Genomic DNA, 17,256 nt, shown 5'->3' on the forward strand with positions numbered 1-17,256 from the left:
CTCCTCACCTGCTACCGGCGAGATCACCCGCGGTGGCCGGGGACGAATTCCTGGGCCTTGACTTTCGCGCCTTGTGCCACGAGATGCCATGCGTCGGGGTCGCCCCGCAGCACCGCTTCGGCGGTGGATTTCATCTGGTCCCAGGTGGCGTGCGGTGGGATCGGCGGTACCTCCGGATCGCAGCGGACGTCGAGCACCGTGGGCCGCTCGGCCGACAGCGCCGCTTCCCAGGCGGGCGCGAGGTCGTTCGGGTCGTCCACGGCGATGGCGCCCAGGCCGTACGTGCGGGCGAGTTCGGCGTAGGAGACCTCCGGCAGCGACTGCGATTCCTCGAATTTCGGCGCGCCCCCCATCGAGCGCAGCTCCCACGTGACCTGGTTCAGGTCGTTGTTGTGGAACACGCACACCACCAGCCGTGGATCGCGCCACTGCTCGTGGTAACGGCTGATGGTCAGCAATTCGCCCGCGCCGTTCATCTGCATCGCACCGTCACCGACGAGAGCGACCACCGGCCGGTCCGGGTGGGCGAACTTCGCGCCGATCGCGTACGGCACACCGGGCCCCATGGTCGCCAGCGTCCCCGACAACGAACCCCGCATCTGCCCGCGGAACCGCAGACAGCGGGCATACCAGTTGGTGGACGACCCGGAGTCCGCGGTCACGATGGCGTCCTCCGGGATGTACCGCGACAGTTCCCACACCACCCGCATGGGATTGACCGGCTTCGCGTCCAGCAGCGACTGGCGTTCGATCGTGTCCCACCAGCGCCGCACGTTGGATTCGATCGTCGTCCGCCAGCTGCGATCGGACTTGCGGCTCAGCAGCGGAAGCAGTTCGGTGAGTGTTCGTTTCGCGTCACCGACGAGGTTGACCTCGGTGGGGTATCGCATGCCGATCATGGCGCCGTCGATGTCGATCTGCACCGCACGCGCCTGACCGAAGTCCGGAAGGAACTGCGAATAAGGGAAATTCGATCCGATGATCAACAGGGTGTCGCAGTCGCGCATCAGTTCATAGCTGGGCCGGGTACCCAGGAGCCCGATGGATCCGGTCACGTACGGCAGGTCGTCCGAAAGCACGTCCTTGCCGAGCAGGGCTTTGGCCACCCCGGCTCCGGTGATCTCGGCCAGCTCCATCACCTGCTCGGCGGCGTCCCGGGCGCCTTGCCCGACGAGGATCGCCACCCGCGACCCGGCGTCGATGATCTCGGCGGCTCGTTCTATGCCTGCGCGATCCGCGGTGACCGTGGCATGCAGTGCCGAGGGCGGGCTGGATGGCACTTGCTTGAACGCGTGCTCGGGCGGCTGATAGCGCTCCTCCTGCAGATCGGAGGGGATGATCAGCGCCGTGGGGGCCCGGCGGGTGGACGCGATACGGAACGCGCGGTCGAGCGCGTTGGGCAATTGATCGGGAACGTTCACCTCGACCAAGTAGTCCGAGGCGACATCCTTGAACAGGCTCTGCAGATCGACTTCCTGCTGATAGCTGCCGCCCATCGCGCTGCGCGCGGTCTGCCCGACGATCGCCACGACCGGCACGTGATCGAGTTTCGCGTCGTAGAGGCCGTTGAGCAGATGGATCGCTCCCGGACCCGACGTGGCAGTGCAGACGCCGACCTCGCCGCTGAACTTCGCGTAGCCCACCGCCTGGAAGGCGGCCATCTCCTCGTGGCGCGCCTGAATGAAGGCGGGTTTGTTGTCGGCCCGCCCGAACGCGGCGATCAAGCCGTTGATGCCGTCGCCCGGATAGCCGAACACCTGCTGCACGCCCCAGTCACGCAGTCGTCGCAAGACATAGTCGGCGACCTGGTCAGCCATGTCGTTCTCCTGTCCGCCTTCGAGGTGTCGTCTCCGGGGCCGATTACCCCGGCCTGCAGCCCTCAACCCGAGGCATACGCGGCGACCGGACGGGTATCCGCGCGGTGTTCTCGTCTGTTCCGATGCTCACCTGCCGTCGTCGAGAGGATGTGCCCGAAATGGCGCGTTCGCTTCAATTGCCCGGCCATCACAGCGCTTCCGGTCGTTCCCAATGGCCGTTGGAGGCACTGCGCGCGGAACTCACCGAGCGGATCTACGGCGAGGTTCGATTCGACTCAGGAAGCCGCGCGACGTACTCGACGGATGCGTCGAACTATCGCGCCGTCCCCCTCGGGGTGGTCGTGCCGCGCACACCGGAGGACGCGGCCATGGCGGTCGCCGTCTGTCGCGCTCACGACGTGCCGGTGGTGTCGCGTGGTGGCGGCACGAGCCTGGCCGGGCAATGCCGCAACGCGGCGATCGTCATGGACCGGAGCAAATACTGCACGCGTGTGGTGTCGGTGGACCGTGCCGCCGCCACCGCCGTGGTCGAGCCGGGCATCGCGCTCGACCGGCTCAACACCGAGTTGGCATCCACCGGCCTGATGGTCGGCCCCAAGCCGTCCACTCATGTCAGTTGCACGATCGACAGCTCTCGCCGCGCGTCCGGCTCGGCGGAATGAGAGCACGGCCCGGCCGGTGAAGGCCCGGGCGGCGACATGCCCTGACGTCCATACTTTTTCATCACCCGCCGGTCCACCGCGATTGCGGCGGACGCACCCGGTGCACGCGATCGACCGACGAGGCTCCGGGCTGCTCGACGAGCGGGATGGGCCATCGGAGGTCGATCATGGTCGCCGTGTGCAGCGTACGTTGGCGTTTCATGATCGGCCCGAGCTCCGGCGCGCCGATCGATACCGTCACGGTGCAATCGCCGGGGCCGAGCGCCACCAGCATGCCGTTGCGAACGGTGGCGGCGAGCGGCTGGAGCAGTAGCGCGACACAGAGTTCGATCGTGAACTCCCCCACCGTATTTCCGTCGATGGTGACATCCAGGCACGGATGGTAGGTCTGGGTGATCTCGTGTTCGAACAGCGTCACCTGCTCGGCTCCGCCCGCACTTGTACGCATCGCCGCCATGCGTAGCCGGTCGTAGCGGCGCCAACCCTCGATCGCGACAGTGCCCAAGTCGACCTCGAGCAGCCCATCTATCGTCTCGGCCACCTCGTGCAGCGCCGCCGACTCCAGTAGCGCGGCCACGCCCGGCGCCCGGCGCAGTGCCAAGTGTTCGGCGCCCCTTTCGTGCAGGCACTCGGCCAACTCGCCCACACCGACATCGTGCGGAGCGTTCTGGAACAGTACTGTCCGAGCCCTGATCAACGCTGGACTTGTCATCCGAATACCTCCTTGACATTCAGCCATGGCTCGCAGGCCCGCAGCCGCACCCGGACGTCGGGAGCGCGGGCGACCTGGCGAACGTGGATGGATGGGGGGACGTCCGCGACCACACGCACATGTACCTGTGGCAGATGCGGATCCTCGTCGTGCGACGCGCTGCCCGGGCGTTTCCCGCGACCCCGTATGACCAACGCCGCGGCACCGAGGGCAAGGAGGAACCCTCCGAGGCCCACTATGCCGATGGGGCCGGTGTCCGGATTGCCCCCATCGGCTTGTCCCGGAGGAGGCGGAGGCTCGCCGGGCGGTTCCGGGATTCCGGGTCCGTTGGATGTGGGGACGAGCCGCGCGGGTGATATCTCCACGGACGTCTTCGCGACAATGCGCTGAGAGGTTCCCGAACAGGCGGCGGGGATGGAGTGCAGACCCAGTGCGGCTCCCTGTGGCACATCGACGCGAGCATCGAACGAACCGCCCTGAGCCTGGGCGGTCACCGCCGCGGACCAGTCCGGAAGCACCCGAACCAGGTCGCAGGGCCAGCGTTCGCCGTGCACAGTGATCACAGTGCCGCGTTCGGCAGTGGCCGGAGCGGTGAGAAGGGGTGCGGGAAGCACGGCCGAACTCTCGGTCGGTACGGGGGACGGACCGGAACTCGGTGGCGGCGCGGTTGTCCGGACCGGTTTCGTCGTCGTGGTCGTCGTCGGACTCGGTTGCGTCGTGGTTGTGGACTCCGGCTTTGTCGTCGTGGTTGTCGGTTCCGGTTTCGTCGTGGTTGTCGGTTCCGGTTTCGTCGTGGTTGTCGGTTCCGGCCTTGTCGTCGTGGTTGTGGACTCCCGTTTCCCCGTCGTGGTCTCCGGCGTCGTCGGGGTGGTCGTCCAATCGGACCGCGTAGTCTTGGGCAGCCAGTCATCCGTGGGCGTGCTGTTCGGCCAAGCGGGTTGCGACGTGACCGGCGACGGGTTGGGCACGGTGGTAACCGGCTCCGGTGCCGCGACCGGTACCGACACCGCGCCGAGCAGTCCCGCTACGGCCGCCGCGACAAGGAATACTCGCGAATCGTTTCTCATGATCACCTCCCCCGAGACAGGCATGCTCCCGAGGATGCAGTCGAGCCTTCGCTCTCCTCGACCTGCCGACGCGAGTAGCCGACTACCCGTTTCCCGTAGTCGCGCCCGTACCCGTCTGCCTCGGCACCGCCCTTGATTCCGCGAGGCCAGCGGATGTATCACCCGTCGCCGAGGCTCGAACGCACCATCGTGCTCCGCGACTTCGCCGCAGAGGTCGCCGCGGGGAAGGCGGCTCCCGCCGCGTGCAAGAGCGGGACCTTGGTCCTTCGCCGCTGGCTACCGGTTGCTCTACTGCCGCCTCGCCGAGGAGACGGACACTCGCAGGTACGCCACCACGATCTCGACCCGGCCCGACAACGGCCCCCGCATGCGAACCGGAGGAGAACCCATGTTCACTTCGAGCAAGGCTCCGATCCTCGCGGGTGTCGACGGTTCCGAGGTGGCGCTTGCCGCCGTGCGCTGGGCCGCCATCGACGCCGCCCACCGCCACGCACCGCTGCACCTCGTCTACCTGACCGGTGGCCTCGGCGACCACGGTTCCGGCGTCGAGTTCGGGCCGTCCGCTCCCGGCAGCTATCGCTGGGGCGGCCCGGACGCGTTGGAGATCGCGTACGCCACGGCCATCGCCGAATCCGCTCCGATCAATCGGATCGACGTGACCGCGGAGTTGACCAACGCCGCCCCCGTTCCGGTTCTGCGCCGCCGATCCGAGACCGCGCGGCTGCTCGTGGTCGGCGCCCATGACCTCGGCGCGTTCAGCCGCGCGATGCTGGGATCGCTGAGCACCGCGCTGGCGCGGCAGGCGGGATGCCCCGTTGCCGTCGTTCCCCGTGGCGTCGAGCACGGCGACGGGCCTGTCGTCGTCGGCGTCGATGCCTCCACGAGCAGCGCGGCAGCCGTCTCCTTGGCTTTCGACGAAGCGGCGTTTCGCGGCGCCGATCTCGTTGCGGTCCACGCGTTGTCCGGCTTCCCCGGCTCGCTCATCGAATCGCGGGAGGGTGGCGAGGGATTGCTCGACCGGAGTTTGGCAGGGTACAGCGAGGCGTATCCGGAGGTGACGGTGAGGCGTGTCGTGGTCGAGGACCACCCCGCCAGGCGACTGCTCGAGGCGGGCGAGAAAGCGCGGTCGATCGTCGTCGGCAGCCGCGGGCACGACGAATTCTCCGCGATGCCGCTCGGTTCGGTCAGTAGAGCCGTACTACACGGGGCGCAGGTGCCGGTGATCGTCACCAGACCGGCGAGCTTTGCGCGGCACCCCCGGAACCGGCGATAGACGGGCACCGCCACCGCGGTCGACGGACCGTCAACGCTACCGATTCACGGTGCACCACGGGGAGCCGTGGGCCCGTAGCGGAGTTCGCACACGAGGGCGGGCGACGACTGCCGATCGGATTGTGCCGCTATCGAGCACAACCGACCGTCCAGCCGCCGCCCGCCGAGGACGCAGCCCGCCCGCCGTCAGCCGTCCAGGCGCTCCTGGATGGCTTCGATGACGCGAAGCCGCAGTTCATCGGCGCGGATGACCGCATCGACAGAGCCGACTTCGACGGCGCGCTGGATGTTGTGGATGCGGTCGAACTCCGCGGCCACTTCACCGAGTTTCTCCGCGCGCACCGAGGAGCGCAGTTCGTCCAGTTCGGCGCTCAGAGTGGCGCGGTCGGTACCGGCCGCGTTGGCGACGCGCACCTCCAGCTCCTGCACCCGCGGGTCGGCCGTGGTGCGGGTGGCGACGTCACCGGAGAACACCGCCGCCGCGGCGGGCGCGCCGCCGAGCACCGAGGCGAACGAGCCTTCCAGCGCCAGGACGGTCATGTTCGGGTTCAACGCCTTCGAGAAGACGACGAACGCGCCACCGTGATAGCGGGAGATCACGCAGAACACGATCGGACCGTCGAAGTTGACGATCGCACGGCCGATCTCGGCGCCGTACTCCAACTGCAACTTGCGCATCGACTCCGGCGACCCGTCGAAGCCCGACAGGTTCGCCAGCACCACCAGCGGACGGTTGCCGCTCGCGGCGTTGATCGCCCGCGCGGCCTTCTTCGACGACCGGGGGAACAGCGTGCCCGCGGTGTAGGTGTCCGGGCCGTCGGTGGGCGGAAAACCGTGCCGCGGCACGCCCCTGGACTCGATGCCCAGCAGGCACACCGGGATTCCGCCCAGATGCGCGTCCTGCACGACGGCGGTCTCGGCGTCGGCCATGCCCGCCCAGCGCTCCAGCACGGGGTGGTCCTGGTCGGCGACCGCGCGCATCACCGTGCGGATGTCGAACGGCTTCTTCCGGTCCGGATTCGCGGTGGCGGAGAAGATCTCGCCGACGGTGGCGAAGTCGCTGCCCGCCAGGACGTGCGGGAAATCGGAGATGTCGCGATCGATGGGATCGCTGGTCTGCGACCGCCGCGGCGCCTGCTCACCAGGGACGATGTAGGTGTGGTCGTAGTGCGCCATCAGGATGTCGCGCGCCGCGGCCAGGTTCGGCGCCCAGTACTGCGCCTGTCCGTTCGGACCCATGACCCGGTCGTAGCCGCCGATGCCGAAGTTGTCCTCGGCCGACACGCCGCCGGAGAAGTCCAGCGCCTGCTTACCGGTGAGCACCATGGCCGAATCCGGCGTCATCACCAGGATGCCCTTGGTGTGCATGAGCATGGTCGCCTCGGCGTTCCAGTACGGCTGGGCTCCGACATTGATGCCCGCGACCACGATGTTGATCTCGCGGCCCGCCTGGGTGAATTCGACGATCCGCTTGAGCGCGGCCGCCACCCAGTCCATGTTCTCGGTGCCCGATTCCATCGAGATGCGAGCGCCCGCCGACAGCGCGTACCACTCCAGCGGCACCTCCAGGCGCTCGGCCAGGTCCAGTGCGGCGATCACCCGCCTGCACTCCGGTTCCGACAGCGCGCCCAATGCTTTCGTCGGGTCGCCGAGCAGCACCACCCGCGTGACGCCCTCCGGGTGTTTCGGGGTGGCCGTGGTGATGACGCCGGCGACGATCGCGGCGGTATTGCGCCCCTTCGGCCGGTCGACCGGGACCAGCGTGTGGTCGCTGTCGAGGTCGTATTCGGTGAAATCGCCGAGCAGGCCGGTCAATTCGTAGGGGTACACCGCATTGCGGCCCGCGGCGCGCAGCACCTTCTGCCGATAAGCGTCGAGCGGTTCGATCGGTTCGTCGGACGGCTCGCCGAAGGTCACCACGGTGCCGCCCGCGGCATCGAAACTGATCCGGATGGCAACCTTCGTCAACTCGCCGGTGTCCGCGTCGCGTTCCCGCGCGATGAGCACGATCTCCTCGAGTCCGGCGCCCGCGGTCGTCGGCAGCACATGCCCGCCGATCCGCTCGAGCTCGGCGCGGGTGACATCCAGCGGCGGCCAGACGTACATCACGATGCGATTGGTGTTGAGCCGCTTCGCCGACGGCCGCTGCGACTGCGCCCGGCGGATCGAGTCGAGGCAGGTGGCGATCGTGCTCTCGGCGGTCGGCAGCGCGAGCAGCCGTCCGTCGTGTTCGCGCAGCGCGGTCAGGTCCCGCACCTGGGCGAACGCGATGAGCCGGTCGTCGGCCGGATTGTCCTTCGCGACGCACCGGAACAGATAGATCTCCTCGTCGTCGGACGACGGCAGTCGCGTCAGATCGAACTTGCGCAGCCGCTCCATTTGCATCCGCTGCGCGATGTACGGATGCAGGCCGCGGATCAGCCTTTCCTCGGCCGGGCCGGTGGCCGACGGGCGGAAGGTGAAGTGGTGATGCATGACCGCGCCGTTGCTGCCCGCGACCGTCGCGGTGATCCGGTGCACCTGCTTCGGCAGCGGCTGCGCGCTGAGCACCGAGTGCAAAGCCGCGGCCATGGCGTCGAAGTCGGCGGGCTGCTTCTCCCAGCTGAGGTAGATGTCGGCGTCGATCGACACCGCGTCGCCGGTCAGTTCGGCCAGCCCGCGCACCGCGGCGCCGAGCGCGTCGAAGCGCACCGCGGCGGACACCAGGCTCGCACCGTCGCGGTCGGCGATCAGGTAGCGGCATCCGTCGACATCGTGGGTGCGGACGCCGGTGAGGCCCTTGTTGCCGTAGTACCGGCGGGTCAGCACCTCGAGCATCGCCGTGTTGTCGTCGCTGCCGCGCACCAGCCGCTGGCCCAGCAACCGCACCAGCGGTTCGGTGCTGCGGACCATGTCGGAGATACGCTCCGCGCGATCGGACGCGTCGGGATGGGTGTCCAGGTACCGCAGGGACCGGCGGACATTGGTGTACACGCGGGCGCGATTACGCCGCAGCAACGGCTGGCCGTACCAGCCGAACACCAGACCGCGAGCGAGATCGGCGACGACGGGGAAATGCACCTGGGTCGCGGCGACCAGCCGTTCCAGTGCCAGACCGACCGGTTCGCGCAGGGCTCGATCGGGCATCCGCTCGCCCAGCCACTCCCGCAGCAGTGCCGTCACGACCGCGACGGTGTCGGTGCGTTGCTGGGCGAGGAAGATCCGGAAGACCGCGGCCTCGAGCTCGGGGGTACGTTCCAAATCGGACACGCCGTAGTGGCCGAGCGCCCGCGCGAGCTTGCTCTTGAACGATTCCGGCAGTCCGGCCCGTTCGACGTCCAGGCTCTGCAGGTAGGTGTGGAAGTACTCGCGGGCACTGTGGACATGCCCTTGGGCGTCCTCACCCGACGGCCGGTTGTGGCTCAACTCGGCGAGGTCGGTGAACACGTCGATGAGCTCGAGTTCCTCCGCCAGCGGCCTGCGGTCGTCCGCGACGGCGATACGGCGGGCATCGAGGTAATCCGTCAGCACCCGGCGGTCGTCGTGCGGATCGACGTCGAAACCGAGCAGCAGGCCGCGCAGGTCCTGCGACCGTCGGACGATCCGCTCGTGCGGATGAGCCTGCGCATCCCCGGCGGGCAGGTCCAGTTCGACCGACCCGACGGCCGCGGTCTCCTCGACCGCGTCGTCCACCAGGCGCTCCAGCCGCAGCAGCGGCGCCCCGGTCTCCACCTGGGTACCGACCGAGACGGCGCATTCCTTCAGCCGCGCCTTGAACGGTGCGCGCAGCACCGTCTCCATCTTCATGCTCTCCAGCACCAGCAGCGGCGCGTTGGCCTCGACCTCGTCGCCGACCTGCAGCGGCGTGGCGACCACGAGCGCGGGTGCGGGTGAGCGGACGACGCCGCCCTCGTCCCGGCTCACCCGGTGGGTAACACCATCGACGTCGACCACGTGGATCGGCCCGTGCGTGCCCGCGGTGACGCGGAAGGCGGTGCCGTTGACCACGATCTGGCCGGAATGCCGGTCATAGCGGACCAGGTCGACATCGGCGGTGCGGATGTCCTCGCCCGCCTCGATGCCGATGCGGAACCGATGCGCGCCGGTACGGGCCACGCGCACCCGATAGCCGACTCCGCGCAATTTGAGGTCGAGCGGTCGGCCCGCGTGGTGCTGCACCAGGGGACGACCGCCCGCGGCGGTGGACAGCAGGCGGTCCCGCTCGGCCCGTTCCTCTTCCTCGTAGGCATCGATGGCGGCGGCCGCGAGCGCGACGGCGGAGTTGCGGTGCGAGACGAGACGACCCTGTCCGCGCACTCGGTCGATCCAGCCGGTGTCGGCGCTCGCGTCGATCACCTCGGGCTGGTCCAGCAGTTCGAGGACGAAACTCTTGTTCGTAGCGCCGCCCTCGATGATCACCCGGGTCTGCCCGACGGCCCGGCGCAACCTACCCAGCGCCTCGGACCGGTCGCGGCCGTAAGCGATGATCTTGGCGATCATCGAATCGAAATCGGCGGGGATGACATCGCCTTCACTGACACCGGTGTCGACCCGAATACCCGGCCCCGCGGGCAGGTCCAAGCGGGCGATCCGGCCCGGCGCGGGAGCGAAGTCGCGGTCGGGGTCCTCGGCGTTGAGCCGCGCTTCGATGGCGTGCCCACGCTCGGCGGGCGGCTCGCCCTCGAGCCGTTCACCCGAAGCCACCGCCAGTTGCGCGCGAACCAGGTCGAAACCGGTGGTCTGCTCGGTGATCGGGTGCTCGACCTGCAGCCGGGTGTTGACCTCGAGGAACGCGAACAGCTCGTCACCGGGGTGATAGAGGAACTCGACGGTCGCCGCGCCGCGGTAACCGACCGCGACCGCCAGGCGCTCGGCCGAGGCCTTGAGCTCGGTGACCTGCTCGGGCCGCAGCACCGGTGACGCGGACTCCTCGATGACCTTCTGGTTGCGCCGCTGCACCGAGCAGTCGCGCACACCCAGCGCCCAAGCGGTGCCCTGACCGTCCGCGATCACCTGAACCTCGACATGGCGGGCGCCGGTGACGAGCCGTTCGAGGAACACCACACCACTGCCGAACGCGCGGGCGGCCTCCTGCCGGGTGCGTTCGTAGGCGTCGACCAACTCGGCCTCGTCGGTGACAACGCGAATACCGCGCCCGCCGCCGCCCGCGGTCGCTTTCAGCATGAGCGGGTAGCCGATGTCGGCGGCGGAGGCGAGCGCGTCGTCGACGGTCTCGACCGGGCCGCGGCTCCACGGCGCGACCGGTACGCCGACCTCTTCGGCGATGAGCTTCGCGCCGATCTTGTCGCCGAGTTTGCGCATCGCCTCGGCATCCGGACCGATGAAGGTCACGCCGATCTGGTCGCACAACTCGGCGAACGCCGGATCTTCGGCGACGAAGCCCCAGCCGACCCACGCGGCGTCGGCCCGGGTCGCCACCAGCGCCCGTTCGAGCGCCTTCAGATCCAGGTACGGTCGCGCGGAGGCCGGGCCGAGGTCATAGGTGATATCGGCCTCGCGCACGAACGTCGCGTTGCGATCGACATCGGTGTAGAAGGCGATGGTCTCGATCGAACGTGCCGTTTCCGCGGCCAGGTCTCGGACCGCGTGGATGAGGCGCATGGCGGCCTCTCCCCGGTTCACAATGGCGATGCGGCTGAACACTCGCCGTCCTTCCTCTCCGAAGTTGTGGCCCGGTCGACGGGCAAAGGGTGGATACCCTTTGTCGCACATCCGGTCGGTGCAATTACACCTGTCCGGTGGTTACTCGGCCGTATCGTCGCGCGGGGTGCGGGGCAAGCGCGCCGGGTAGCCCGCTGCCGACTGCGACGGTCACGGAAGCGTGGAGTGATCCGGCAGCCGTCGGTCGCAGAGATGGCGATACCTGCGACGGCCACCCCGACGCCGCATGGTAAGCATCGTTCACCACGCGAAGGTTAGAGGCAGGCCGGTGCCGCGTCAATCTTTTCGCCTCGCGTACGCTCGCGTCGTCGGATTCCGCTACGAAACCAGAAACGCGAATTACTGGTCGGTTTCGAATATTTTAGCGAGTACCGAGAGCTGTGGCGCCGCAACCTGCACGCGAACGGCGTCTCCCTTTCGCAGACGTCTCCCCTCCCACGAACGGGGAACCTGCCACTTCGCGACCCACCGGACGACCCCGTGACGAGGAACCGCGTAGTTGTCCCGGGTTCACCTCCTCACCCGGGGTACGGAGCAAATGACTCGATGCGCCCGCCGTAGCGCGTTCCGATCGCGATCTTCCCGACCTCGGCTTTACCGTAGGCATACAAAAGGCTCGTATGCCGATTCACCCCGTCGCGCTGCCACCCTGCACCCGGTAGGAGACCTGGCGCGCCGACCAGGGTGACGATCGTGATCCCACAGGTCGCAGATGCGTATGAAGCGCACCGCCTTCGCCGATGCGTCGACGTCCGGACAGACCGCGAACCGGTTGAGCCGATCAGCCATGGTGCGGCCGCGCCCGTCGATTCGGCCGAAGCCGACACTGCGGTCAGCTATGCACCGAGGCAAGGATGTTCGCCGAATCTCGAACCTTGCCGTAGAGAACAGCGCGCAATCCGTCCGTGAACCTCAGATCCCGATCACCGGTCATAATCGCGAGGACATCGTCGACGCCCTCCTGCCGGGCATGATCACCGGTCGAAATTCGCGCCACCAGGGAATCCCACTCGCCCGCGTTGCTCAGTTCGAGATAGGCCTGTTCCTCGATGACGAAACCCGTGATGTAGGAACGCAATACCAAAACGATCTCGCCGACGCCGAACTGCGGCAGAACCACACCGCGGAGGAGTGTCGTCAGCGTACTGGAGACTCTGATGGTCTCCGGCGAAGGCGAGTACGAGCCCGCGACGACGCGCCCTCCCTCACGGAAACGAAGTATCGCCGCACGAATACGCCGACAGCAGATCATCGCCTGAGCGACATCGGGGTTGCCGAGGTCGATATCCGACAGGTCGACGGCCCGGAAAATGGTGTCGGCCATCGCACGCTGGAGATCCTTCCGGTCCCGTAAATGCTTGTACAACGCACCGGGCGTCACCCCAGCCGCGGCCGCCAGCCGTCGCATCGTGAGCGCGTCCAGACCGTTCTCGGAGACGTAATCGTGAGCGATGTCGGCCAGACGATCCCGGGTCAACCCGCGCTTGGTCATCGCTATCGCGCCGATCCCGCGCCGCGAGCAGGCCCAAGGGCGCGGCGAGTGCCTCCCCCCACGTGATCGACACATACGAGCCGTCGAGTCACCCCACGGACATCTACGAAGCGGAGGCCGTCCAGATCTCCCGAACACGAGACGGAAGTGTTTACGACCGCCGGGTGATCATTGTTCACCTCGCCGAGGCTAGGACAAGCGCTGTATTGCCGTCAACGGCTCTACGTGGTGATACATATCTCGATGCGCATATCTAAGTATGAACATGCAAATGGCCCGTGCGCCCGCCGGCAGCGAATTCACCCATCTCGCCCAGCTGGGCGTTCCACCGTCAGCGCTCGGTTCAGGTACGGCCCAGCCTGCGCATTCGTATGCACCGCCGTTTCGGATGGCTACCCTCAGACGCGATGCATGTTGAGTTGATGCTCGATTCACTCGATGGACTGTCCGTGGGAGACGCGCTGGGAGCGGAATTTCCCATCATGGGCCGGTCGATTCCGGATCTTCGGGCCGGCAATCTCCCGGCCCGGCAGTGCGGGTGGACCGACGACACCGAAATGGCCTGCACCGTGGTTGCCGAACTCATCGGTCGCGGTGGGATCGACCAGGATCGGCTCGCCGCCGCGTTCGCGCGCCGATTCGACCCGAGCCGTGACTACGGCTTCCTGGCGGTCGACACATTGCGCCGAATCCGCGACGGCGTGCACTGGCGGGAGGCGGCCGGAGCCGTGTTCGACCACCAGGGATCCTGTGGAAACGGTGCGGCCATGCGGGTCGCTCCGCTCGGCGCCTTCTACGCCGACGATCCGGAGAAGATCGCCGCCGAAGCGGCGCGGTCGGCGCAGGTGACGCATCTGCATCCGGAAGGCGTCCTCGGCGCGGTCGCGGTGGCGCTCGCGGCCGGTCAGGCCGCTCACGCTCGCCTACGCGGAAGTCGGCCCACGCCAGCGGATTTCATCACCGGCGTCCTCGACCGCCTCGACGACGGCGAGACGACCCGCCTGATTCGCCGTGCTCGCAGTCTGCTCGAGGCCTCCGCGAAGGAGGCAGCGGACGAACTCGGCAACGGATCCCTGGTCACCGCGCAGAACACGGTGCCGTTCACGATCTGGGTAGCGGCGACGCATCTCGACGACTACCCGGCCGCGATCACCACGTGTATCGCCGCGGACGGCGATATCGACACCACGAGCGCCATCGTCGGCGGAATCGTCGCCGCCCACACCGGCACCGACGCGCACCCCGGCCCGCTCGGAGGAGTGCCGCGAACCTGGCTCGCCGCGCGAGAACCGTTGCCCGGCTGGTTCGACCCCACCCGCCGACCACCACGGCGCAAAGATTCCGTTTCCGGCCGCTTCCGGAAGTGGCTGTCCGGCGCGTCGTGAGAACAACCAGCTGACGCCGTGGATCCCCAACACCAAGACGCCACTCCCCCGTCGTACTTCCTCCCCTACCCTGGCGCCCGCCGCACCGGTCGCGGCCCAGAGCCTCGTGGTCGCAAAGCTTTTCAACCGAGCGGCGCCGATCATGCGGTGACGTGAGCGATGTCCTGTGCCCTTGGACGGCCCGATGCTTTCTCGGTGGCGCATGAGGCCGGCCCGGAATGCGTCTGTTCCCGATATCGGTTTCGTCATCGTCCAGCCGCGCGTCAGCGGTTGGTCGCCGACGCGAAGTGCGCTGCGGGTGATCCGACGAGCCGGTAGTCGTCGTCGGTGTTCACGTGCAGATCGAGCTTGTTCTGGAAGAGGAGGATGATGTCGGAGCCGCCGAACTGGAAGTAGCCGAACTGCTGCCCCTTCTCCATCTGCCTGTTCTCGACCGCGGTGAGCACGACCGAACCCACGTGGGACATGCCGACGCAAACGACCGCGACGATGCGGCCGCCGAAGACTCGGCGATCGCCGTCTGGTCATCGCCCACGTGCTGGTCGACGAGCCAGAAGAAGTGGCACATCCGATCGGTGACCTCACCTGCGTCACCCCGCTCCGGCGCGGGTGCGGTCCAGGCGGGCGCATCGGATTCCACGGGCACCCAGCGAAGGAAACGCTCCAGGTAGGCCTCGTACTGCTCGAGATTCTGCGGCCAATCCAGCGCCGCGAAAAGCGCGGGGTCCAGCTGTGGCTGCGCGGATGCGCGGGCCTGAACCAACGACTGCTCGAGCCGGGCGGCAAGGCCTTGCTCCTCGCCGAGTGCCCGCCGCAAATGCTGGATGATCCTGTCCGGCTCGCTCACATCAGCCTCCTGCCGGCCGGATAAACCCAACTCTACGTCGCGGCCCGCGGCGGCCAGACGTTCCGCATCGCCGACAACATCGACTCCGCCATCGAGGCCGTCGTGCGGACTCGAGGCGAAGCATCCCGTCAACGGTGCGCAGCAGTCGCGGTTTCAACTCCACAGGGTCACATGCACTTTCGGGCGAAACCGCGTGACGCCCACGCCGGACCCACGGATCATCGCCTGGATGCATCGCGGGGTGGCGATGAACCGCAGCAGTTCCGACACCGCGGGCTGGCGGGAATCGGGCGGCAACGTGGTGGCGCACCACTCGTCGGATACCTGGAGCCCTGGTCCCTTGACGTGGATCAACCGACCGGCCGCGAGATCGGCGGCCACGGCGAAACCGATCGTCGGGGTGATGCCTCCGACCCGGCGGACCTCTTCCAGAGCGGCGGCGTCGCTCTGGAAGATCCGCTGATGGGATTCGGGTACCGCCAACTCGCGCAGCATCGTCGCGATGTGCCCGTCCACACTGCCCGCGCTGGGACCCAGCATCCACGGCTGCTCCCGCAGCAGCGCCGGAGGTGCGGCGGCGCCCGCCAGAGGGCTGTCGGGGCGCGCGACCGAGATGATCTGATACTTCAGGAACGGCCGGGCGGCGATGGCCGTGTCGGCGTTCTCCGGCCCGGGCCCGAGCGCGATGTCCACCGCACGGGTCTCGATCAGACCGCGGAACCGGCTGGTGGGGTGCACGCTCAGCTCGACCGCCAGATCCTTCGCCCGCGCCGCGAACAAGTCGATGAGGCCGGGCGCGGCATGTTCGGCGAACGCGCTCGATGCCGCGATGCGCAGCAGCCGTCGGCCATGGGCGGCTTCGCTCACCTCGATCGCGGTCTGCCGTTGCAGTCCGAGGATCTCGATGGCCCGGCTGGCCAAGCGCAATCCGCCGGGCGTGAAGGCCAGCCCCGCGGCGGCGCGGGTGAACAACGGGTCGTCGAGTTCTTTGCGCAGCTGGGCGATGTGCAACGAGACACCGGCGTCGGACATCCCCAGCTCTCTGGCCGCCGCATGGACGGAGCCGAGCCGCACCACGGTCGAGTAGGCCCGAAGCTGGGCGGGCGTCACGATCCGAGTCTAGTTTGGAGGTGGACGCGGTGCCTACCGCCGTATCGCGCCCGGAGGACGCATCATGCAGGACGTGCTCACGGATCTGATGGCAACGTGGAACGCCGGGGGCACGGCTGGGGTCGCGACGGTCGTACGCACCTTCCGCTCGGCGCCGCGACCGCCAGGCGCCGCCATGGTCGTCGCCCCGGACGGGACGGTCGGCGGGTCGGTCTCCGGCGGCTGCGTCGAAGGCGCGGTCTACGAACTCGCCACCGATGTCGTGCGCACCGGCCTTCCGGTGTTGCAGCGGTTCGGGTTCTCCGATGACGACGCGTTCGCCGTCGGCCTCACCTGCGGCGGCATCATCGACATCTTCGTCGAACCGATCTCACGGAAGACGTTTCCGGAGCTCGGCGAGGTGGCCGCGGACATCGCCGAGCACCGGCCGGTCGCGATCGCGACCGTCATCGAGCACCCGGACCCCGGCCGGATCGGGCGGCGGCTGCTGATCCGGCCGAGTGACGCGCGCGGCACGCTGGGGTCGGCGCGCACCGACGACGCGGTGATCGATGACGCGGCCGGGTTGCTCGCGGCGGGCCGCAGCGAGGTGCTGTCCTATGGCCCGGACGGACAGCGTCGCGGCGAGGGCATGGCGGTTTTCGTCGCCAGTCATGCCAGGCAGCCGCGGATGCTTGTGTTCGGGGCCATCGATTTCGCCGCCGCCGTGGCGCAGCAGGGATCCTTCCTCGGGTACCGGGTGACCGTATGCGACGCGCGGCCGATCTTCGCCACCTCGGCCCGGTTCCCGACCGCAGACGAGGTCGTCGTCGACTGGCCGCACCGCTACCTGGCCGCGCAGATCGCGGCAGGCGCGGTCGATGCGCGGACCGTCGTCTGCGTGCTGACCCACGATCCCAAGTTCGACGTTCCGCTGCTCGAAGTGGCCCTGCGGGCGCCGCAGATCGGTTATGTCGGCGCCATGGGGTCGCGCCGCACGCACGACCAGCGGCAGGCCCGCCTGCGGCAGGCCGGCCTCACCGAGGAGCAACTCGCCCGGCTCGCCAGCCCGATCGGGCTGGACCTGGGCGGCCGTACGCCGGAAGAGACGGCGGTGTCCATCGCGGCCGAGATCATCGCGCGGCGCTGGGGCGGGCACGGCCGTTCGCTGACCGGAACCGGCGGACGGATTCACCACACCGCGCCGACAGCCGATTAAGTGATTACTTAATCCGGTCTTGACCCCCAGCTC

General features: G+C 68.3%; 12 protein-coding genes and 1 pseudogene. 6 read left to right on the forward strand and 7 right to left on the reverse strand.

Going from position 1 to position 17,256, the window contains the following annotated elements; all coding sequences use genetic code 11:
* Positions 1-23 precede the first annotated feature (23 nt).
* Positions 24-1,817, reverse strand: coding sequence for a thiamine pyrophosphate-requiring protein (locus ABZ824_RS31290; RefSeq protein WP_356967437.1), 1,794 nt, complete (start codon positions 1,815-1,817; stop codon positions 24-26).
* A 158-nt stretch (positions 1,818-1,975) separates the two neighbouring features.
* On the opposite strand from ABZ824_RS31290, the gene ABZ824_RS31295 reads away from it, so the two are divergent.
* The gene (locus ABZ824_RS31295) at positions 1,976-2,479 is read left to right on the forward strand and encodes an FAD-binding oxidoreductase (RefSeq protein WP_356967439.1); all 504 of its coding nucleotides are present in this window, start codon (positions 1,976-1,978) and stop codon (positions 2,477-2,479) included.
* A gap of 61 nt (positions 2,480-2,540) precedes the next feature.
* Here ABZ824_RS31295 and ABZ824_RS31300 read toward each other — a convergent pair whose 3' ends face one another.
* Positions 2,541-3,191: a hypothetical protein gene (locus ABZ824_RS31300; RefSeq protein ID WP_356967441.1), complete on the reverse strand. Its 651-nt coding sequence runs from the start codon at positions 3,189-3,191 to the stop codon at positions 2,541-2,543.
* A 564-nt stretch (positions 3,192-3,755) separates the two neighbouring features.
* Here ABZ824_RS31300 and ABZ824_RS31305 point away from each other — a divergent pair.
* Entirely contained in the window at positions 3,756-4,394 is a 639-nt protein-coding gene (locus ABZ824_RS31305; RefSeq protein WP_356967443.1) for a hypothetical protein, read from the forward strand.
* A gap of 252 nt (positions 4,395-4,646) precedes the next feature.
* A complete protein-coding gene (locus tag ABZ824_RS31310) occupies positions 4,647-5,531 on the forward strand; it encodes a universal stress protein (RefSeq protein ID WP_355074249.1) in 885 nt (294 codons plus the stop codon).
* 185 nt (positions 5,532-5,716) lie between these two features.
* Here ABZ824_RS31310 and ABZ824_RS31315 read toward each other — a convergent pair whose 3' ends face one another.
* The 3 genes and pseudogenes from ABZ824_RS31315 to ABZ824_RS31325 all read right to left on the reverse strand — a co-directional run.
* On the reverse strand, positions 5,717-11,173 hold the full coding sequence (locus ABZ824_RS31315; RefSeq protein ID WP_356967445.1) for a carboxyl transferase domain-containing protein: 5,457 nt from the start codon (positions 11,171-11,173) through the stop codon (positions 5,717-5,719).
* Positions 11,174-12,023: 850 nt separating this feature from the next.
* Positions 12,024-12,515 (reverse strand): TetR/AcrR family transcriptional regulator C-terminal domain-containing protein, encoded by a 492-nt coding sequence (locus tag ABZ824_RS31320; RefSeq protein ID WP_356967677.1) that lies wholly within the window; start codon positions 12,513-12,515, stop codon positions 12,024-12,026.
* 12 nt (positions 12,516-12,527) lie between these two features.
* A pseudogene (locus ABZ824_RS31325) lies at positions 12,528-12,758 on the reverse strand (helix-turn-helix domain-containing protein); the annotation flags it as partial.
* A 332-nt stretch (positions 12,759-13,090) separates the two neighbouring features.
* On the opposite strand from ABZ824_RS31325, the gene ABZ824_RS31330 reads away from it, so the two are divergent.
* Entirely contained in the window at positions 13,091-14,068 is a 978-nt protein-coding gene (locus ABZ824_RS31330) for an ADP-ribosylglycohydrolase family protein (RefSeq protein WP_356967447.1), read from the forward strand.
* Positions 14,069-14,331: 263 nt separating this feature from the next.
* Here ABZ824_RS31330 and ABZ824_RS31335 read toward each other — a convergent pair whose 3' ends face one another.
* Positions 14,332-14,535, reverse strand: coding sequence for a phosphatidylserine decarboxylase (locus ABZ824_RS31335; protein ID WP_356967448.1), 204 nt, complete (start codon positions 14,533-14,535; stop codon positions 14,332-14,334).
* A 68-nt stretch (positions 14,536-14,603) separates the two neighbouring features.
* Here ABZ824_RS31335 and ABZ824_RS31340 point away from each other — a divergent pair, with 68 nt between their 5' ends.
* Positions 14,604-14,939 carry a hypothetical protein gene (locus ABZ824_RS31340; RefSeq protein ID WP_356967450.1) on the forward strand — a complete coding sequence of 112 codons (336 nt, stop codon included), beginning with the start codon at positions 14,604-14,606 and terminating at the stop codon, positions 14,937-14,939.
* Between the two features lie 129 nt (positions 14,940-15,068).
* On the opposite strand, the gene ABZ824_RS31345 is transcribed toward ABZ824_RS31340, so the two are convergent.
* Positions 15,069-16,025, reverse strand: a complete 957-nt coding sequence (locus ABZ824_RS31345; RefSeq protein ID WP_356967452.1) for a LysR family transcriptional regulator — start codon at positions 16,023-16,025, stop codon at positions 15,069-15,071.
* Between the two features lie 64 nt (positions 16,026-16,089).
* Here ABZ824_RS31345 and ABZ824_RS31350 point away from each other — a divergent pair, with 64 nt between their 5' ends.
* Positions 16,090-17,223, forward strand: coding sequence for an XdhC/CoxI family protein (locus ABZ824_RS31350; RefSeq protein WP_356967454.1), 1,134 nt, complete (start codon positions 16,090-16,092; stop codon positions 17,221-17,223).
* Positions 17,224-17,256: the final 33 nt, after the last annotated feature.

It is taken from the genome of Nocardia sp. NPDC047038 (assembly GCF_040644075.1).
In the GTDB taxonomy this organism is placed as follows: domain Bacteria; phylum Actinomycetota; class Actinomycetes; order Mycobacteriales; family Mycobacteriaceae; genus Nocardia; species Nocardia sichangensis.